This is a genomic window from Corynebacterium sp. HMSC074C05 (assembly GCF_001838325.1).
Taxonomy (GTDB): Bacteria; Actinomycetota; Actinomycetes; order Mycobacteriales; family Mycobacteriaceae; genus Corynebacterium; species Corynebacterium amycolatum.
On record NZ_KV836283.1, the window covers coordinates 1 to 17,447 of the forward strand.

The window sequence follows — 17,447 nt, forward strand, 5'->3', positions numbered from 1 at the left end:
AATGCCGCGGTGATGTGGCTTGCCCGGAGCCACTGCAACGTCATCTATCCCCTACCGCCCCGGCCCATGCATCCGCGCCGAAGCCGCGCAGAACCACGTCCACCAGCGGTAGGCGATAGCGGCCTCCCGCACCGAAAGCTCCGTCCCCCTCCCCTGCCCTCCCCATCGCCTCAACCCCCGTGGTTTAGGAGGGGGAAGAGGGCGTTCGAGGGCTCAACAGCTCAAGCCCAGGACCGCCGACTTACAGCTCGTCGATGTGCTTGCGCTTCGGGTAGACGCGCGGGCGAGCACCAGCAATCTCCTCAGCGATGCGAACGACCTGGTTGGAGTAACCGAACTCGTTGTCGTACCAGACGTAGAGCACCAGGTGCTTACCATTGGCGATGGTGGCCAAGCCATCAACGATGCCTGCGTGGGTGGAACCAACGAAGTCGGTGGAGACCACTTCTGGTGAGTGGATGTAATCAATCTGCTGGCGCAGGACGGACTTCAGGGAAACTTCGCGCAGGTAGTTGTTAACCTCGTCGCGGTCGACCTCAGTGTCCAGAGTCAGGTTCAGCACCGCCATGGAAACGTCCGGGGTGGGAACGCGGATGGCGTTACCGGTCAGCTTGCCCTCGAACTCCGGCAGAGCCTTGGCGACGGCCTTTGCGGCACCAGTCTCAGTGAGAACCATGTTCAGGGTGGCTGCGCGACCACGGCGGGAACCCTTGTGGAAGTTGTCAATCAGGTTCTGGTCATTGGTGAAGGAGTGAACCGTCTCGACGTGACCGAACTCGACGCCCCACTTGTCATTGACAACCTTCAGCACCGGGGTGATGCCGTTGGTAGTACAGGAGGCTGCCGACAAAATGTTGTCAGAGTCCTCGATGATGCTGTGGTTAATTCCGTAGACGATGTTCTTTACATCGCCCTTGCCCGGCGCGGTGAGCAGAACCTTGGAAACCCCCTTGGACTGAAGGTGCTGCGACAGTCCCTCACGGTCACGCCAACGACCGGTGTTGTCAATGACAATCGCATCGTTGATGTCGTAGGCGGTGTAGTCAACAGTAGCCGGATCATTGGAGTAAATGACCTGGATCGGGGTGCCGTTTGCCCAAATAATGTTGTTTTCGCGGTCAACCGAGATGGTGCCGTCGAATGCACCGTGGACGGAGTCACGGCGCAGCAGCGAAGCACGCTTGACGATGTCGTCCTCACCATTCTGGCGAACCACAATCGCGCGCAGGCGCGGGCCGTTGAACAGTGCCTCACGAGCAAGCAGAATGCGGGCCAGCAGACGACCGATGCGTCCGAAACCGTAGAGGACAATGTCGGTCTTCGGGGTGTGAGTCCCGGCACCGATAACCTCGGCAAGCTCCCGCTCGAGGAATGCGCGCAGGTCGCCGCCTTCCTCTTCGAAGCTGGTAGCCAGGGCGCCCAGGTCGATGGAGGCGGTGCCGAGATCCATCTTCACCAGTTCCTGCAGAATCGGCAGAGTCTGGCTCAGAGGCAGCTCCTGCGAGGTAATGCGACGGGCGTAGCGGTGCGACTTAATGATGCCGGTCTCGGTGACGTTTTCCAGTCGGCGGCCGAAGATTGAAGTCACGACATCGTTGTTGCGTCGCAGCTGTCCCAGGAGGGGGATCATCTGCTCTGCAAGGCTGATGCGCTCATTCCAGTCATTGCGCTTAATGGGGGCCGAATCCGACATAAATCCTCCTGGCTTAAATGAATATGAGTTCCCCCTCAAAATACCCCGCACACGCCGTTCACCGGCTATCGCCCTCAACTGGGTACCCCGTATTGTGGCCCAGCTTTCACCCAATCGGGGGAGGCGCTGGGAGGCGACCTGAGGAAGAAAAGTGAACCCTACTTACCCGTTAGAATTAAAGCCATGACGGAACCCCTGGATATCCAGCAGCAATCTCCCGCCCAGCCGCCATACCGCCTTGTAGTCACGGATATGGACGGGACTCTATTAAATGAAGACAAGGAAATCCCGGATTCCTTTTGGCCGGTAGTCACCGAACTGCTCGACCGCGGTGTCCACTTCGCTCCCGCATCGGGCCGCCAGTACGCCACTCTGGCCGACCAGTTCGCCCCCATTGCACACCGCATCCCAATCATTGCAGAAAACGGCAACTATGTCGCGGATGCGGGCGAGGTGGTCTCGGTTACCAGTATCGACCACGACATCGTCACCCAGTTGGTACACGCGATCCGCCAGTTCAACGACAACCGCGTGGCAGCGGGGCGCACTCCTCTATCGGTTATCATCTGCGGCGCTGCCAGCGCATACGTGGAGTTTTTCCCGCCGCATTTCAATATTCCGGAGGAAGTTCAGCAGCTGCAATTCAACGAGGCCGCCAAGTACTACTTGAAGCTGCAGAAAGTCGACGATGTCATCGCCGCTGCTGCCGAGGATGGCATCGTCAAGATCGCGGCTTTTGATCCATACTCCGTCGAAGACGAATCCGCCGATTACCTGCGCTCCCAGAGCAAGCACTTGCGCGCGGTCGTCTCCGGCCAGCACTGGGTGGATCTCATCGATGCCAGCACCAACAAGGGCACCGCACTCGCCGCCCTGCAACAGGCCATCGGTGTCTCTCCCGCCGAAACCGTCTGCTTTGTCGACTATCTGAATGACTTGGAGCTCATCGACCACGCAGGCCGCTCGTTTGCCATGTCCAACGGTCACCCGGAAATCAAACGCCGCGCCACCGACATCGCACCATCGAACGCGGAGGAAGGCGTCATCACGACGCTGCGCGAACTGTTCAACCTCTAACGCCGCCCCAACGTAATTGACCCCTTACCCCACTGGAGCGGTAAGTTAGAAAGGTTGAACCCGATTCCCTTATTCCGATTTTCTTTTTAAGGAAAGCGTAGTCTCCCTGTGACCACTCTCGCCGAAGAAGCAGCACGCCGCCGCACATTTGCCGTCATCGCACACCCGGATGCCGGTAAGTCCACGCTCACCGAGGCGCTGGCGCTGCATGCTCATGTCATTAACGAAGCCGGTGCTGTCCACGGCAAAGCCGGCCGCAAGTCGACCGTATCGGACTGGATGGACATGGAGAAGGATCGCGGCATCTCCATCGCCTCCTCCGCGCTGCAGTTCGAGTACCAGCCAGAGGGGCACGACGGCGAACCATACATGATTAATCTCGTCGATACACCTGGTCACGCCGACTTCTCCGAGGACACCTACCGCGTGCTCACCGCTGTCGACGCCGCAGTCATGCTTGTCGACGGCGCCAAGGGTCTCGAGCCTCAGACGTTGAAGCTGTTCCGGGTTTGTAAGTCCAACGGAATTCCCATCGTCACCGTCATCAACAAGTGGGACCGCCCGGGTAAAGCTCCCCTGGAATTGATGGATGAGATTGTTGCGGAGATTGGCCTGCAGCCGACACCGCTGTACTGGCCAGTCGGCGAGGCGGGTGACTTCCGCGGTCTACTGGAGCGTGGCGAGGACGGTGAGGCCAAGCAGTTCATCGGCTTCGAGCGCACTGCCGGTGGTGCCACCATTGCTGCCGAGCGGCACCTCACCCCAGAGGAGGCCGCCGCGGAACAGGGCGATGCCTGGGAGACGGCAGCCGAGGAGTCCGAGCTTCTCTCCGCCGATAGCGCTGACCACGACCAGGAGATGTACCTCGCTGGCGACACCTCTCCGGTGATTTTCGCCTCGGCCATGCTGAATTGGGGTGTCCACCAGATCCTGGACACTCTCTGCGAACTGGCTCCGGCACCTGGCGCCCGCGAGTCCGACCCGGCTGCCGTTGCCGCTGCTGCGGCTGGGGGCCAGGGAGCTATCGTCGAAAAGCGCGAACCGACGGATGATTTTTCGGGCGTCGTGTTCAAGGTGCAGGCGGGTATGGATACGCACCACCGCGACAAGCTGGCATTCATGCGCGTTGTCTCTGGTGAGTTTGACCGCGGCATGCAGGTCACGCATGCGCAGTCGGGACGCAGTTTTTCTACAAAGTACGCCCTGACAGTCTTCGGTCGGACGCGTTCGACCGTGGAGACGGCCTACCCGGGCGATATTGTCGGCCTGGTCAATGCGGGTTCACTGGCTCCGGGCGACACGATTTATGAAGGTCGCAAGGTTCAATTCAAGCCCATGCCTCAGTTCGCGCCGGAGCACTTCCGCACCCTGCGCGCCAAGAGCCTGGGCAAGTACAAGCAGTTCCGCAAGGCTGTCGACCAGCTCGATGCCGAGGGCGTGGTGCAGATTCTGCGCAACGATGCCCGCGGCGATGCCGCCCCGGTGATGGCGGCGGTCGGACCGATGCAGTTCGAGGTCATGATGGCGCGCATGGAAAACGAGTACAACGTCGAGACCATCGCAGATCCCATCCCCTACTCCGTCGCCCGCCGCACGGACGAAGAGACCGCGCCGGAGCTGGCAAAGCAACGCGGTGTGGAGATCTTCACCCGTTCCGACGGCGCCCTCATCGCCCTCTTCGGCGACAAGTGGAAGCTGTCCTTCATTGAGAAGGAGCACCCGGAGTTCACGCTCGAGACGCTGGTCGCTGACTAAAGTTTTCGGCCACCTACAGCGACAACCCAATAACAACCCAATATAGATAAGGAGATTTCACCAACATTGAGCCAAACGGTTGAGCTTCCTCCACAACCAAGTGCATGGCAACTTTTTACTGCCTTCCACTCCCGTGCGCAGAGATGGCCCGGTGCCCTCCGCGCAGCACTCGCGCTATTCCTGCCGGGTGCCGTGGCACTTCTCACCGGCCATGGTTCGGAGATGCTCCTTATCGCCGCTGGTGGTTGCGTGGTCATCTATGGCGAAGGCCACCCCTACCGCAGTCGCCTGCGCGTGATGGCCATCGCCGGACTATGCCTGGTCGCCGGCGTTATGTCCGGCAGTTTTGTTGGCTCAGTGGTCCACAGTGAGATCGCTTCCGGCGGCAGTAATCTATGGCTGCTGCTCATCGCACTTTTTACCACGGCGTTGGCTACAGTCGGGGCCTTTATCCAAAACGCACTGCGCCTGCCACCACCAGGTTCATTCTTCATTGTGATGGTCTCAGGCGGTACCACAATGGTCGCTCGCCTTGGCTTCAACCCGGTTGAAACCGCCATGTGGGCTACCGTTGGTGTGCTTTCGGCGATAGTCATCGGCATGGCACCGCGGTTGTGGAATCCGCACGGCCCCGAGATGGCGGCCGTCCAATCCCTTGAATCAGCCATCGAGGCGATGGAAAAGTCAGACTCGACATCGTTCGCCGTTCATCACCAGGCGCAAACTGCGCTCACCGACGCATGGGAATCGCTTGCCGACGCAGGCATCATCCGTGGCAGCAAAATCGTCAAGCCCTCCCATACGGAACTGGTCAACCGTGTCATTGCTGCTCATCAACGACTGATTGCTATCCGCGGCCGCTTGGGCGTGCACGGCAGCGCTGTGGACATCGTGGACACGCCTAACCTCTTCGACGAGACACAGACAACCATTCCACTCGCACGACCAAGCGTGAGTTACCGAATCTTCCGCTCTTTCGATCGCTATTCCCATGCGTCAATGACTGCGGCAAAGGTGGCTATTACTGGCGGCTTAGCTGGTCTCATCAGCGTGCTCGTCGGTCTTGACCGGCCTGACTGGGCGGTGGTCAGCGCATTGATGACTCTACAGTGGGGCCCCGACCGCACCGCCGGTTCGATTCGAGGGATTCACCGCATGGTGGGCTCGATTATCGGCATTTTCCTCTATGCGCTGCTCTTTTCCTTTGGCCTGGACAGCTGGACGCTACTTATCGCGCTTGCAGCCTGCCAATTCGGCGCGGAGATTCTCGTGGTGAAGAACTATGCGCTGACGACGATCGTCACCACTCCGCTGGCGCTGCTGCTGGGCGGAAATGTCGCTGGCGAGCTCGCACCGATTGTGACCGATCGTGTTTTGGAAGTCGGTATCGCCTGCGCGCTGGCTCTCGCTGTCCTGCACTTCTGGCCGACCGAGAGCATTGAGAAGCACTACCTGCGTCATATTCCGCGCTGCTATCGACAGATGGGTGCTCTTCTCGGCGCGCTGCTAACCGGCACTCCGAATCAGGCACTCGATATTCGTCGCGACCTCCAGTACGAGCTGCTCAGCGAGCGCCAGGCCATCTCGTCTTTGGCCACCAACGACCCCAAAATCGCCGCTCCGCACTGGGACGGCCATCGTCGCATTCGCACGGCCGGTTACTTGCTGTTGGACTACTGCCGTACGCATCCAGATATTAGGCCTTCTCACGAAGAGATCTCCAAGCTCGCCGAAGTGGTTCAGGCAGCTAAGTCCGAGGAGCGTTAGTCCTCCGGCAGCGGAGGCTCCTTGCGTAGGTCGCGGGCGGTTGCCCGGCGTACCTCGCGCGGTTGCTCCTCCGAGCCCCGCGAACGGAACTTGGCCGCGATGTCCTTCAACGAAGACGACAGTGGCGGCAGCTTCTCCAGCGCGTCACGGCCCGCGTCCCACGCGTCGGTAGCAATGTTTTCCGCTTTCCGACGGAACTTGCGGACCTTCTCCTCGCGCTGACGCTTAGTCTCTGCCGCGTCATTTTGCCGCTCGCGCTCACGCTCAAAGGCGGCGACATCGCGGGCCTCCGCGTCGGAAAGCCTCTTTGAAGCGTGTGCCGCGGCGTCCCACGACTCCTCCAGCGACTCCGCGAGGTGCAACATGGCATCGATGCGCTTTTCAACTTCGCGCAACTTCTCGCGGTAGCCCCGTTGAATGTCGTAGCGGCGCATGATGCGGCGGGCACGAGTGGCCTCATTGCGCCAGGTGATGATTGCGCCCTCAGAAATCGACTCATCGACGACGAAACGCATCGTCCACGGGTCGACATCAACGCTGGCCAGATTGTTGCGTACCCGCTCCTCGCGGTCGAGGACGTCCTGCACGAGACTGCGGGCACGCTCTTCGGCTTGATGGGCGCGGTTGGTACGGGAGTTATCTGGTCGGAAGCTCACCTGGACTATTCTACCGCTCGGCTGCCGCCAAAGCCGGTATTTGGTCGGTCTCGGAGCTCTTCTGCTGGTTATTGTCGTGCTGGTGCTCGAGTCGAACCCAGGAGACAAAGCCCCAAATAACGAAGCATCCGTAGAAGAGGTACAGCGCTGCCGACGGGTAGTAGCCACCCTTGAGCAGCAACGGCACTCCCACGGCGTCAACGGCAATCCAGATCAGCCAGAATTCGTTCCAGCCGCGGGCCATGCCCCAGGTCGCTAGCATCGAACCGACGAAAATCCAGGCATCGGCCCGTGGCCCCCACGAACCCAGCATCTCAAAGACATTGGCACAGATCACTGTGGCGAAGATAGCCACGGCAATCATCCCAATGCGTTCCGTTGCCGTCGCCCACCGCGGCTCAATTGCGACTTCATCACCGCTCTGATTGCGGCTCTTGACCCAGCTGAACCACCCGTAGAGACTGACGACGATAAACATGACCTGACGCCCAGCCTGGCCATAGAGATCAAGATTTTGCGGCGTGTGGAAAACTCCGCCGAGGAAGACGGTAAACAGCAAGGCATTTCCGATAATGCCGACCGGCCAGGCCCATACCTTGCGTTTCATACCTAGGAAGGCACACGCGAGGCCAAAGAGGTTACCAACAATTTCTCGAATTAAGATTGGTGCTCCCGCCACACTGAGCTGTGCAGTGAGGAAACCCACCAAAAAATCCGACACGTATTCCACGAATTATTCAACTCCTTCTCTTTCATCCGGACTATGACCGTCGGTTTCGGATTCCAACCGAAATCTGCTTGTCCCCTACCTGATGACCCTTCTGGCCACAGGTAGGGCGCTCGTGGACTTGTCTGCGTCAGCCGCAGCTTCACCACCGGTGAGGAATTTCACCTCGCCCTGAGAATGCGAGTTCAACGTTAGCACTGTCGCCTTGTGCGCATGTGCATTTTATTCAATGAGGATCTAATACAGTCCCGACATATTTACGAATCTATAATGCGTAGTATGAGCCAAAAGCCCCGCCAGCCACGTCCTTCCCGCCCCGCCCGCTGCTCCCACCACAAGCGCTCCGCTGGCTGGGTTCCGGACCAGCACGGCGCTTGGTTCATGGTCACCATTCCCCCGCTGACTGCACTCGCGCTCAACCCCACATGGACAGGCCTTGCCGTAACCGCGACGTGGCTGCTCGGCTACTTCGCATTTTTCGCCGTCAGCGTCTGGCTCCGCTCTCGTCGCCAACGCCGCCATCTGGCACCCGCCGCCACATACACCGCGCTCACCGCCGTCGCTGGCTGCATCACTCTGCTTGCCGACGTTTCCCTTCTCACCTGGGTCGCCCTCATCGCCCCTCTTGCCGCTATCGCTATTTGGGAGACCTACCAGCGCCGACCGCGCTCACTTCTCTCTGGTGTCTCCACTGTTCTAGCCGCCAGCCTCATGGTGCCCATTATCGCCGGGCCAACCCCGAAAGCCTGGGCAATTGCGGCTATCTACGCTGGATATTTCGTCGGCACCGTGCCCTATGTAAAAACAATGATTCGCAAACGCGGCAGCCGACAGTGGCTCATTGGCTCGGTCACGTACCACGCCCTCATTACCGCTGCGGCCATCATCGGGTGGATCCTGCTCCGCGACCGAGATCTCATCAGCATCGGTGTGCCCATTGTCACCATTGGGCTTCTCATCAGGTCTTTTGCCATGCCAATCTCCGGTGCTCGCCGCGCTAAGCCGTGGACACCCAAACAGGTCGGAATTCTCGATGCTGTCTTTGGGCTCGCCGTGGTCCTGGCCGCATGGTAAAAACAACGGCGGGGATAAACTTTGGGGAATTTTGGGGAGGGGACGAAGTCTATGACTTCCACCAAACACGCAGTCACTCACGCAGTTTCCGTCTCAGACTTGGCGGTTAGCCTGAACTCGCGGCAGGCACCACAGTCGGGCTGGCGCAGCTGGGTTCATAAGGCTACCTGGGGCGCAATTTCGCCGCGGGAATCATCGTCGGCACGCAAACAACGCGAGCTGATAGAGCGGGTACGACAGCCTATCTACGGTGACTACAACATCGCTGTTGTCAGCGTGAAAGGTGGCGTCGGCAAGACGTCGACAACCATGTGCCTGGGCGCCACGCTTGCAAGCCTGCGCAGTGACCGAATCGTCGCAATCGACGCGAATCCGGACTTTGGCACCCTCGGCGCACGCGTCACCGCGGCCAATCCCGCATCAATTCGCGATCTGCTCCGAGCCCCGGATACGGACAAATATGCGCAGGTCCGCGCGTACACATCTCACACTCCATCGCGCCTGGAGGTTGTCGGCAGCGACCAAAACCCGACATCGACGATCGCGCTTTCCGACGGTGAATACTGCGCAGCCCTCGACATCCTTCGGCGTCATTACAATGTGAGCCTGACTGATTGCGGCACTGGCCTGACGCAGCCCATCGCCGCTTCGATTCTTTCTGCGGCCAATTGCCTGGTGCTGGTCACCACGCCCGCACTGGACGGCGTGAAAAGCGCCTGGACGACGTTGGATTGGCTTTCAGCGCACGGCTTCGAACGGCTGGTTTCTACCACTGTCGTGGTGGTCAACGAGCTAAATAAACAGGGGCTGTCCACAGAGACCGTGCACGAACTATTTGCCCAGCGCTGCCGCGCAGTGCAGGTCATCCCCTATGACCCGCACATTGCGAATGGCGCGAATATCGAGCTGGACAATCTCCAGCCCGCCACTACCCAGAGCTATCTCGAATTGGCGGCCATGATTGCCGATGATTTTGCGCCGACTACGGGCCGTCACAGTTTTGTTTAGCTCAGGTGCTGACGAATCCCCTCGACATCGACCTCCTGAACGGAGGCGGGCTTGAAGGTGGCGTCGCGGTCCTTGTCCACCAAAACCGCCCGCACGCCTTCGACAAAATTGGGGTGCTGACGCATGTAAGCGCCGAGCTTCATCTCCCGGTTCAGAGCCTCCTGCAGCGTAACCTCCGGACCCGCGTTCGCTGCATAGAGCTCCACTGCCGCCACGAGACTCTCCGGGTTGGCGGGTGCCAGCAGATCGCGGAAGGTCTCCACTGTTGACGACGCACAGGAGCCAGCCTCAGCGGCTTCGTTGAGAGCACGCTCAATCTCCAACCAGCTATCAGCGCCGAAGCAGGCCTCGATGCAATCGCTCCACTCGGCCAGCTGCGGCTCACCGAGCAGCTCACGAGCCTCAGCCGAGTCCACATCGAGCGCATACTCCGCAAGCGCCGAATCAATTCCGTCTCGGTCCAGTGCCGCGACGAACTCGTCCAGTTGCGCGGATGGCACCGCATGCGTTGCCCATCCAGCCCACAGCATGTCCGCCGCAGTTAGGCGGTAACCGGTCAGTCCTGCAAACCGAGCAATCGCGGGCGAGGGTCCGCCCAACTGAGTGTTCACATGCTGCGAAAAATAGGTAATGCCCACATCGGGAACAAAGCCGATTGCCATTTCTGGCATGGAGGCGCTGGCTCGCTCAGTCACGATTCGGTGGGAGCCGTGCATGGAAACTCCCAGGCCACCACCCATAGCGATGCCATCAATAATCGCGATATATGGTTTGGACTGCGCAAATTCCGCAATCATCGCGTTCATCTCGTACTCGTCCCGGAAGAACTTCTCCCCCTGCTCCGGAACACCATCGAGCACAGCCTGCCGAACTGCGCGCACGTCACCACCGGCACAAAACGCCTTGGGGTGACCGGATGAAACAACAATGTGATCCACCGAGTCGTCGTCACGCCATGCGCGGAGCCCCTCGACGACCTCGGTGACCATATCTAAATCGAGCGAATTAAGTGCCTTCGGCCTGTTCAACCGAAGGTGACCAGATCGCCCGTGGACTTCTCGCAGCACCTTTGGCTCATTGACCTCGGTGCGTGCAGTGCCAGAACCGTTATCAGTAGCAGTCATGTCACCCAGTGTGACACAGATAACTATCTATGGAAAGGCTCTGGCTTGATGGAACGACTGACCGCGGCGAGAACTGCCTAAACAAAGAAGCTACTTCTTCTTGCTCTTCTTGCCCTTCTTGTCCTTCTTGTGCTTCTTGCCCTTCTTATCGGACTTGCCTGCACCCTTCACACGGTCAGCTTCGAGCTTCGCGGCAACGTCCGGCACATAGCGGAATTCAGTACGCGGCGGACGCTCGTAGCTCCCCTCAGACTCCGGACGCTCCGGAATTTCCGGAACATCCCGCTGAATGTGCTCGTACGGAATGGTGGTCAGCAGGTGGTTGATGACATTGATACGCGAGCGCTTCTTGTCCTCGGACTCAACCGTGAACCACGGTGCGGACGGGATATCAGTGTGGATGAACATCTCATCCTTAGCGCGGGAGTAGTCCTCCCAGCGAGTGATGGACTCCAGGTCCATCGGCGAGAGCTTCCAGCGGCGCAGCGGATCTTCACGACGGGACTTGAAGCGAGCAACCTGCTCCTCGTCCGACACGGAGAACCAGTATTTGCGCAGGATAATGCCGTCTTCAACCAGCAGACGCTCGAAGATTGGAGCCTGGTGCAGGAAGCGACGGTACTCCTGCGAGGTACAGAAGCCCATGACGCGCTCAACGCCGGCGCGGTTGTACCAGGAGCGGTCGAAAATCACGATTTCGCCGGCAGTCGGCAGCTTTTCGACATAACGCTGGAAGTACCACTGACCCTGCTCACGGCTCGTCGGAGCCGGCAGAGCCTCAATGCGACAGGTACGGGGATTCAGGTACTGCGTGATGCGCTTAATGGCCGACCCCTTGCCGGCGGCGTCACGACCCTCCATCACGATGACAATTCGGGCACCGGTTTCTACCACCCACTGCTGCATTTCGACGAGCTCTGCCTGGAGCTTTTTGAGCTCGGCCTCATAAGCCTTCTTGTCGAGCTTCGGTGGGCGCTGGACGTCGTCATTATTCATAGTCCTCAGCTTACCTGGCACCCTGCCCTGACCCTATTCACCGGGTTTAACCGAGGGGTCTAATCGCAAACCTAATTGGAGCCCTAGTCACGCGAGTAAAGACGCAGCGTGACCTGTGCAACAAGCCCCGCGAAGACCATGCCGATAATGACCACGATTGGCGCCACCACACCAATATCGCCGTTGGTCAGCGGCGCCAGAAGCTGTGCCTTGTACAGGTTACTCAGCGCCGGATCGATGACCGTCGCCTTACCCAGGAACAGCGCACCAATAGCCAGCAGACCACCAATCAGCGACGCAATCACAGCCTCGAGGACGAACGGCGCCTGTGTGAACCAGCGGCTGGCACCGACCATGCGCATAATCTCAACTTCCTTACGACGCGAGAACGCCGCAATCTGGACCATGTTCGCAATCAGGAACACAGCGGCAACGGCCTGCACCGCCGCCAGCAGGAAGGTCGCATTTCGCACCGAGTCCAGGTTCTGAGCTGCAGTACCGATCTCTTCATGCTGGTCAGTAACGTGGTCGACCTGTGGCAGCTCCCGAATCGGATCGAGCGGGCTGACATCGGTCGGGTCGCTCAGACGCACCATCACGACAGCCGGCAGCGACTCCGGCGTCGCATTTTCTACGAGCACGGGGTCGCTATCCTTAAACATCTCCACGAAGTGGTCAAAGTTTTGCTGACGATTTCGGAAGGTCACCGAATCAACGCCGTCAGTCTCTTCAAGCTTGCCGACGACCTCAGCACACTCCGGCGAGGAGCAAGTTTGGTCCTCGGCGGAGATTTGTTCATTCAGTTCGATCTGCACTTCTACGCGATCGAGATAGAGATCCTTCGTGCGGCTGGTCTGCTCAGTAACCAGGATGCCGGTCGCAAGCAGCGCCAACGACACCGCAGTCGTAATAATCATCGCGATGGTCATCGTGATGTTTCGGCCCAAGGAGGAGAAAGCCTCACCGAGGACAAAGCGAGTCTTCATAGGTCAGTAATACCTTTCGAATGAGTTCTTCTACCGATGGACTGTCTGCTAATTGTTCAGACCGTAAACACCCGTGGCGTCGTCACGCACGAGACGCCCCAGCTCCAGCTCCAACACGCGGCGACGCATGGAGTCCACGGCATCGTTGTCGTGAGTCGACACGATAACCGTCGTGCCCATGCGATTGATGCGGTCAAGCAAGAGCATGATGTCACCGGAAGTGCTTGGGTCGAGGTTGCCGGTGGGCTCGTCGGCAAGCAAGATGAGCGGGCGGTTGACGAAGGCTCGAGCAATGGCAACGCGCTGCTGTTCACCACCAGACAACTCGTGCGGGTAGCGATTTTCCTTGCCCGAGAGCCCGACCATTTCAAGCGTTTCCGGAACAGCTTTGTCGATTTTCGCCTTCGGCTTGCCAATTACCTGCAATGCGAACGCGACATTTTCGTACACGGTCTTCTTTGGCAGCAGGCGGAAGTCCTGGAAGACGTACCCTACCTTTTGGCGCAATTTCGGGATGTTGCGGCGAGAAATCTTGGTCAGATCCTGGCCTGCGACCGTCAGTTTTCCTGAATCCACTTTCTCTTCACGCACCATTAGGCGCAGGAAGGTCGACTTACCAGAGCCCGACGGTCCAATGAGAAAGACAAACTCACCTTTATCTATGTGGACTGAAACGTCGTCTAGAGCTGGTCGGCTAGAAGTCGAATAGGACTTGGTAACCCCGTCGAAAGTGATCATAGATAGACACTCTAATCACTTAAGCCACTCAAGTCACTCTGGAATGCGTGGAATTGGGCGCTGGAGTAGCGAGGCTGCGGGACCGGGTGGCGTTGCCCCCCCCAGAGCGCGCGACCACACGGAAGTGCACACTACGACAGTATTCGAAACTATTTTCCCCAAAATCTTTAAATCACCCTTTACTTCGCTTACCTGTTCGATTAAAATGAGCGATGAAAGATTAAACGCGAGGATTAAAAACACCAAATAACGTCGCCGAGCTGCTTAAAGCTCGGAAAATTCGCTCAGAGTTAGTCGAAAATATTTTCACTATCTCTTCCTTATTTCAACATTTCAACGTCCAGGCCTTATCTTTCAGGGGGATTCAACAATGGCCAGCGGGGAACATATACCACGGAAACGCACTTACGCTGCGGCGATGGAAGCAACAGCGCCACGCTTTCACCATGAGATTTCTCAAACAGCACCAGCACGTCTTGGAATTGACCGTAATCGAGCTGATCTGCAGCTTGCCCTTGCTTGTGTTCCGTCTTCTTCAACAAAAGATGTCGAAGATTACATCGCCAAAATCGCTCCAGCTCTTGGCATGTCGCGCGGGAGAACACTCCAGTACATCGATATCGGGATGCAGCTAGAGCGGCTCCCGCGGTTGAAAGAGCTTCTGCTCAAACGCGCACAGCTACCGCTTCCCCACATGCGGGTCATTGCCACAGCCATCCTCCCCTTGGATGACTCCTCTACTGTGAAATATTTCGAAGACCATCTCCTCGAACTGATCACGCCGAGAGTCAATGGTGAAGTTCTTCGCGGAGTTCGGAGTCTTCAACAGAATATTCAGCGATTTATTAATGAAGTCAGCCCGCTATTGCGCCCTAAAAATGAGTACGACCCGCCGATTACTTCGTTTCAAAAAGGCATCGAGCAAAAAGCTGGCGAATCTATAAAGTTCGAGTTAAAGAACAACCTCACTGAAGTCACCATGGAACTGATGCCTGAGCGGGCAATTGAGTTTCAGAAAGTCTTGGAAGAAATTACCGCTGATCAGGACTGCGACTTCGTCGAGGCTTTTTCACACCTTCTGCACGGGACTGCTCAGGTCACCGCCACATTGAATCTGTACTGCCCACTTACTCAAGACAAGCCGCAGGAGGCATGGATCGGCGGTCTGGGGTGGATCAACAAAATCGCCACTGAATCCTGGCTCGATCGAGTCACTAGCATCCGGCTACTAGCGGACGAGAAAACGGAAAAGTACTCGCCAACAGAGCGACAGCGTACTTACGTCCAAGGTAGAGACGGCACCTGCCGCTTTCCCGGATGCGATGTCGATGCAACGAAGTGCGACATCGACCACATTCAGCCGTATAACCACGAGAATCCCGAAGAAGGTGGCCAAACCGAAACGCCTAACCTCCATTGCCTATGCCGCCGTCACCACAATCTAAAAACGGCCGGTCTTTGGAATGTCGTGCGCGATATCGACGGCGTGGAGTACTGGACCTCCGTCACTGATCAAAGCACCGAAAAAGCTGCGCTTATCAGCACAGAATCAGGACCGCTCGCCGGCCACGGTCGCTACTCTTTCGACCTGCGCAAGACAAAGAAAGCACAGACACTCAAGGAATACAACGAGCAGAGGTTGGAACACCTCCGCGAATCACAGGAGCTGACAAATCAGGCTCGCGAAGAACTGGGAATGAACAAAAACGAGAGAAACGGAGAAGCCGACGAACCCACCACACCGGAAACACCCGAGGCACCGGAAGCGCCCGAAGACGAACCGCCCTTCTAGCGCTACTCGCCTTCGGACTGCTGAGCCATGCGCCAGCGAATACCGGCCTCGATGAAACCGTCTAGGTCACCGTCGAGGACCGACTGTGGGTTGTTGACTTCGTATTCGGTACGCAGATCCTTGACCATCTGGTACGGGTGCAGCACATAGGAGCGCATCTGGTTACCCCACGAGGCATTGCCGCCTGCGCCGAGAGCATCCAGCTCCGCGCGCTCTTCCTGGCGCTTCTTCTCCAGCAACTTCGCCTGCAGAACTCGCATGGCAGATGCCTTGTTCTGGTGCTGGGACTTCTCGTTCTGGCAAGTCACCACGATGCCGGTCGGGACGTGCGTAAGCCGGACCGCGGAGTCCGTGGTGTTCACCGACTGCCCACCTGGGCCGGAGGAGCGGTAGACGTCGATACGCAAGTCTGACTCGGGGATGTCGATGTGATCCGTTTCCTCCACAACCGGCAGCACCTCGACCTCAGCGAAGGAAGTTTGACGGCGTCCCTGGTTGTCGAAAGGACTAATACGAACCAGCCGGTGCGCGCCCTGTTCGACCGAGAGGGTGCCGTACATGTACTCGCCATGGACGACGAAAGTAGCGGACTTAATACCGGCCTCTTCAGCGTAGGACGTGTCGTAAACCTCGACCTTATGCCCGTGCTTGTCGGCCCAGCGCAGGTACATGCGCATGAGCATCTCAGCCCAGTCAGCGGCATCCACACCACCGGCACCGGAGCGGATGTTGATGACCGCCTCGCGCTCGTCGTAAGGCCCCGAAAGCATCGTCGTGACCTCGAGGGATTCGATGTCGGCACGCAGCTCAGCGCGTTCGGCATCGGCCATCTCGACGGCGTCGGGGTCGCCCTCCTCTTCCGCGAGTTCATACATCACGGAGAGATCGTCGAGGCGCCCGCGCAGCGAGTCGATCTTTTTCTTCTTCGCCTGCGCCTGCGACAGTGCACTGGTGACCTGCTGCGCGTGGTCGGGGTCATCCCACAGCGACGGGTCGGCGGCCTGGGCTTCCAACTCCCTGATCCGGTCGGAAAGCTCGTCGACATCGACCACCTTCTCAATGGTGGTCAGCGTCGCGTCGAGTTCTTTGAGGTCAGCATTCAGATCCGGGTTCACGGGTACTACCTTAGCTATACCGCCTGTTTCGGTGCACAATAGGACGTATGTCTGAATCCACCGCCAGCCAAGATTCCAGCCAGGACCTGCACCAAGATTCCAGCCAGGACCTAGAACTCTTTCTCACCCAAGTGTCCGAGTCGATTGTGGCATCGGATACCAGTGTTGCGGTTGCCATCGTGAAGCGTGCCGCTGCCATTGCTGCTCGCATGCGCGACGAAGGCCTGGTCACGGAGTACAAGACATCGATTTCCGACGTCGTCACCGCGGCCGACCGCGCAGCGGAGAAGTTCGTCGTCGAGGCTTTGGCCGCGCTCCGCCCGGAGGACGGCATCCTTGGCGAGGAAGGGTCGGCGAAGGAGTCCCAGTCTGGTCGCACGTGGGTGATTGACCCTGTCGATGGCACCTACAACTTCACCACTGGTTCGGACTACTGGTGCAGCGCATTGGCGCTGGTTATGGGAGATGCGAACAATCCGGACGAGGTCATCCTCGGCGCGGTGCACCGTCCGGCCACGGGCGAAAGCTGGATTGGTGGCCCCAGTCTCCCGACCACTCGTATCAACATTGACGGCACTGTTGACGATCTCCGGGTCACTGACCACCCGCTTTCGGAAGTCTGCGCAGCGACCTACCTCCACACCACGGTGGTGAACTCGAGCGAGGAATCCGAGGTCACAGCCACAAAGTCCTGGCTGGATGCAGTGTCCCGCAGCGCTACCTGGCGCATGCTGGGCTCAGCGTCGGTGGATATGGCCGGCGTGGCCGACAGCCGCATCGGCGTATGGTTCCAGCGCGACGTCGCGGCCTGGGACTGGCTGCCTGGATATGCGCTTATTACGGGCGCAGGCGGCGAAGGCACGTCGGTGGGGCGCTGGAAGCTCGCGGGCTCAAGTGGCCAGGTCGCAGAGTTACGTGAGGTTCTGCGCTAGAATTTCG

15 protein-coding genes and 1 riboswitch are annotated in these 17,447 nt (G+C 58.7%); of the genes, 7 read left to right on the plus strand and 8 right to left on the minus strand.

The window, feature by feature from the left end:
* Positions 1-241: 241 nt before the first annotated feature.
* A complete protein-coding gene (locus tag HMPREF3042_RS02075) occupies positions 242-1,693 on the minus strand; it encodes a glyceraldehyde-3-phosphate dehydrogenase (protein WP_038626244.1) in 1,452 nt (483 codons plus the stop codon).
* Between the two features lie 183 nt (positions 1,694-1,876).
* Between HMPREF3042_RS02075 and HMPREF3042_RS02080 the strand changes: the two genes are divergently transcribed.
* From HMPREF3042_RS02080 to HMPREF3042_RS02090, 3 genes are all read left to right on the plus strand, one after another.
* Positions 1,877-2,770, plus strand: a complete 894-nt coding sequence (locus HMPREF3042_RS02080) for a Cof-type HAD-IIB family hydrolase (protein WP_070855932.1) — start codon at positions 1,877-1,879, stop codon at positions 2,768-2,770.
* A 108-nt stretch (positions 2,771-2,878) separates the two neighbouring features.
* Positions 2,879-4,525, plus strand: a complete 1,647-nt coding sequence (locus HMPREF3042_RS02085; protein WP_070855933.1) for a peptide chain release factor 3 — start codon at positions 2,879-2,881, stop codon at positions 4,523-4,525.
* 66 nt (positions 4,526-4,591) lie between these two features.
* Entirely contained in the window at positions 4,592-6,292 is a 1,701-nt protein-coding gene (locus tag HMPREF3042_RS02090) for an FUSC family protein (RefSeq protein ID WP_070855934.1), read from the plus strand.
* On the opposite strand, the gene HMPREF3042_RS02095 is transcribed toward HMPREF3042_RS02090, so the two are convergent.
* A complete protein-coding gene (locus tag HMPREF3042_RS02095) occupies positions 6,289-6,948 on the minus strand; it encodes a hypothetical protein (protein ID WP_070855935.1) in 660 nt (219 codons plus the stop codon). The two genes, HMPREF3042_RS02090 and HMPREF3042_RS02095, sit on opposite strands and share 4 nt — an antisense overlap.
* A gap of 10 nt (positions 6,949-6,958) precedes the next feature.
* The gene (gene pnuC / locus HMPREF3042_RS02100; protein WP_070855936.1) at positions 6,959-7,678 is read right to left on the minus strand and encodes a nicotinamide riboside transporter PnuC; all 720 of its coding nucleotides are present in this window, start codon (positions 7,676-7,678) and stop codon (positions 6,959-6,961) included.
* Positions 7,679-7,688: 10 nt separating this feature from the next.
* Positions 7,689-7,858, minus strand: a riboswitch (FMN riboswitch).
* A 96-nt stretch (positions 7,859-7,954) separates the two neighbouring features.
* Between pnuC and HMPREF3042_RS02105 the strand changes: the two genes are divergently transcribed.
* Both HMPREF3042_RS02105 and HMPREF3042_RS02110 read left to right on the plus strand, forming a co-directional pair.
* Complete coding sequence (locus HMPREF3042_RS02105; protein ID WP_070855937.1) at positions 7,955-8,749, plus strand: YwiC-like family protein; 795 nt, start codon at positions 7,955-7,957, stop codon at positions 8,747-8,749.
* A gap of 51 nt (positions 8,750-8,800) precedes the next feature.
* A complete protein-coding gene (locus HMPREF3042_RS02110) occupies positions 8,801-9,757 on the plus strand; it encodes a MinD/ParA family ATP-binding protein (RefSeq protein ID WP_049181359.1) in 957 nt (318 codons plus the stop codon).
* Here HMPREF3042_RS02110 and HMPREF3042_RS02115 read toward each other — a convergent pair.
* From HMPREF3042_RS02115 to ftsE, 4 genes are all read right to left on the minus strand, one after another.
* Positions 9,754-10,881 (minus strand): enoyl-CoA hydratase/isomerase family protein, encoded by a 1,128-nt coding sequence (locus HMPREF3042_RS02115; RefSeq protein ID WP_070855938.1) that lies wholly within the window; start codon positions 10,879-10,881, stop codon positions 9,754-9,756. The genes HMPREF3042_RS02110 and HMPREF3042_RS02115 overlap by 4 nt on opposite strands.
* A gap of 90 nt (positions 10,882-10,971) precedes the next feature.
* Positions 10,972-11,877: a polyphosphate kinase 2 gene (gene ppk2 / locus HMPREF3042_RS02120; protein ID WP_070855939.1), complete on the minus strand. Its 906-nt coding sequence runs from the start codon at positions 11,875-11,877 to the stop codon at positions 10,972-10,974.
* A gap of 83 nt (positions 11,878-11,960) precedes the next feature.
* Complete coding sequence (ftsX, locus tag HMPREF3042_RS02125; RefSeq protein WP_070545962.1) at positions 11,961-12,863, minus strand: permease-like cell division protein FtsX; 903 nt, start codon at positions 12,861-12,863, stop codon at positions 11,961-11,963.
* Positions 12,864-12,911: 48 nt separating this feature from the next.
* Entirely contained in the window at positions 12,912-13,601 is a 690-nt protein-coding gene (ftsE, locus tag HMPREF3042_RS02130) for a cell division ATP-binding protein FtsE (protein ID WP_048759837.1), read from the minus strand.
* Between the two features lie 418 nt (positions 13,602-14,019).
* On the opposite strand from ftsE, the gene HMPREF3042_RS02135 reads away from it, so the two are divergent.
* Entirely contained in the window at positions 14,020-15,393 is a 1,374-nt protein-coding gene (locus HMPREF3042_RS02135; protein ID WP_246822288.1) for an HNH endonuclease signature motif containing protein, read from the plus strand.
* 2 nt (positions 15,394-15,395) lie between these two features.
* Here the strand turns inward: HMPREF3042_RS02135 and prfB are convergent, their stop codons facing one another.
* Positions 15,396-16,508 (minus strand): peptide chain release factor 2, encoded by a 1,113-nt coding sequence (gene prfB / locus HMPREF3042_RS02140; RefSeq protein ID WP_038626269.1) that lies wholly within the window; start codon positions 16,506-16,508, stop codon positions 15,396-15,398.
* Positions 16,509-16,555: 47 nt separating this feature from the next.
* On the opposite strand from prfB, the gene HMPREF3042_RS02145 reads away from it, so the two are divergent.
* A complete protein-coding gene (locus tag HMPREF3042_RS02145) occupies positions 16,556-17,440 on the plus strand; it encodes an inositol monophosphatase family protein (protein WP_070855941.1) in 885 nt (294 codons plus the stop codon).
* The last annotated feature ends 7 nt before the right edge of the window (positions 17,441-17,447 follow it).

Excerpts from the sequence above, each read along its gene's own strand:
- HMPREF3042_RS02075 (WP_038626244.1), bottom strand. The coding sequence starts at position 1,693 with ATGTCGGATTCGGCCCCCATTAAGCGCAATGACTGGAATGAGCGCATC.
- HMPREF3042_RS02080 (WP_070855932.1), top strand. The coding sequence starts at position 1,877 with ATGACGGAACCCCTGGATATCCAGCAGCAATCTCCCGCCCAGCCGCCA.
- HMPREF3042_RS02105 (WP_070855937.1), top strand. The coding sequence starts at position 7,955 with ATGAGCCAAAAGCCCCGCCAGCCACGTCCTTCCCGCCCCGCCCGCTGC.
- HMPREF3042_RS02110 (WP_049181359.1), top strand. The coding sequence starts at position 8,801 with ATGACTTCCACCAAACACGCAGTCACTCACGCAGTTTCCGTCTCAGAC.
- HMPREF3042_RS02115 (WP_070855938.1), bottom strand. The coding sequence starts at position 10,881 with ATGACTGCTACTGATAACGGTTCTGGCACTGCACGCACCGAGGTCAAT.
- ppk2 (WP_070855939.1), bottom strand. The coding sequence starts at position 11,877 with ATGAATAATGACGACGTCCAGCGCCCACCGAAGCTCGACAAGAAGGCT.
- ftsX (WP_070545962.1), bottom strand. The coding sequence starts at position 12,863 with ATGAAGACTCGCTTTGTCCTCGGTGAGGCTTTCTCCTCCTTGGGCCGA.
- ftsE (WP_048759837.1), bottom strand. The coding sequence starts at position 13,601 with ATGATCACTTTCGACGGGGTTACCAAGTCCTATTCGACTTCTAGCCGA.
- HMPREF3042_RS02135 (WP_246822288.1), top strand. The coding sequence starts at position 14,020 with ATGGAAGCAACAGCGCCACGCTTTCACCATGAGATTTCTCAAACAGCA.
- HMPREF3042_RS02145 (WP_070855941.1), top strand. The coding sequence starts at position 16,556 with ATGTCTGAATCCACCGCCAGCCAAGATTCCAGCCAGGACCTGCACCAA.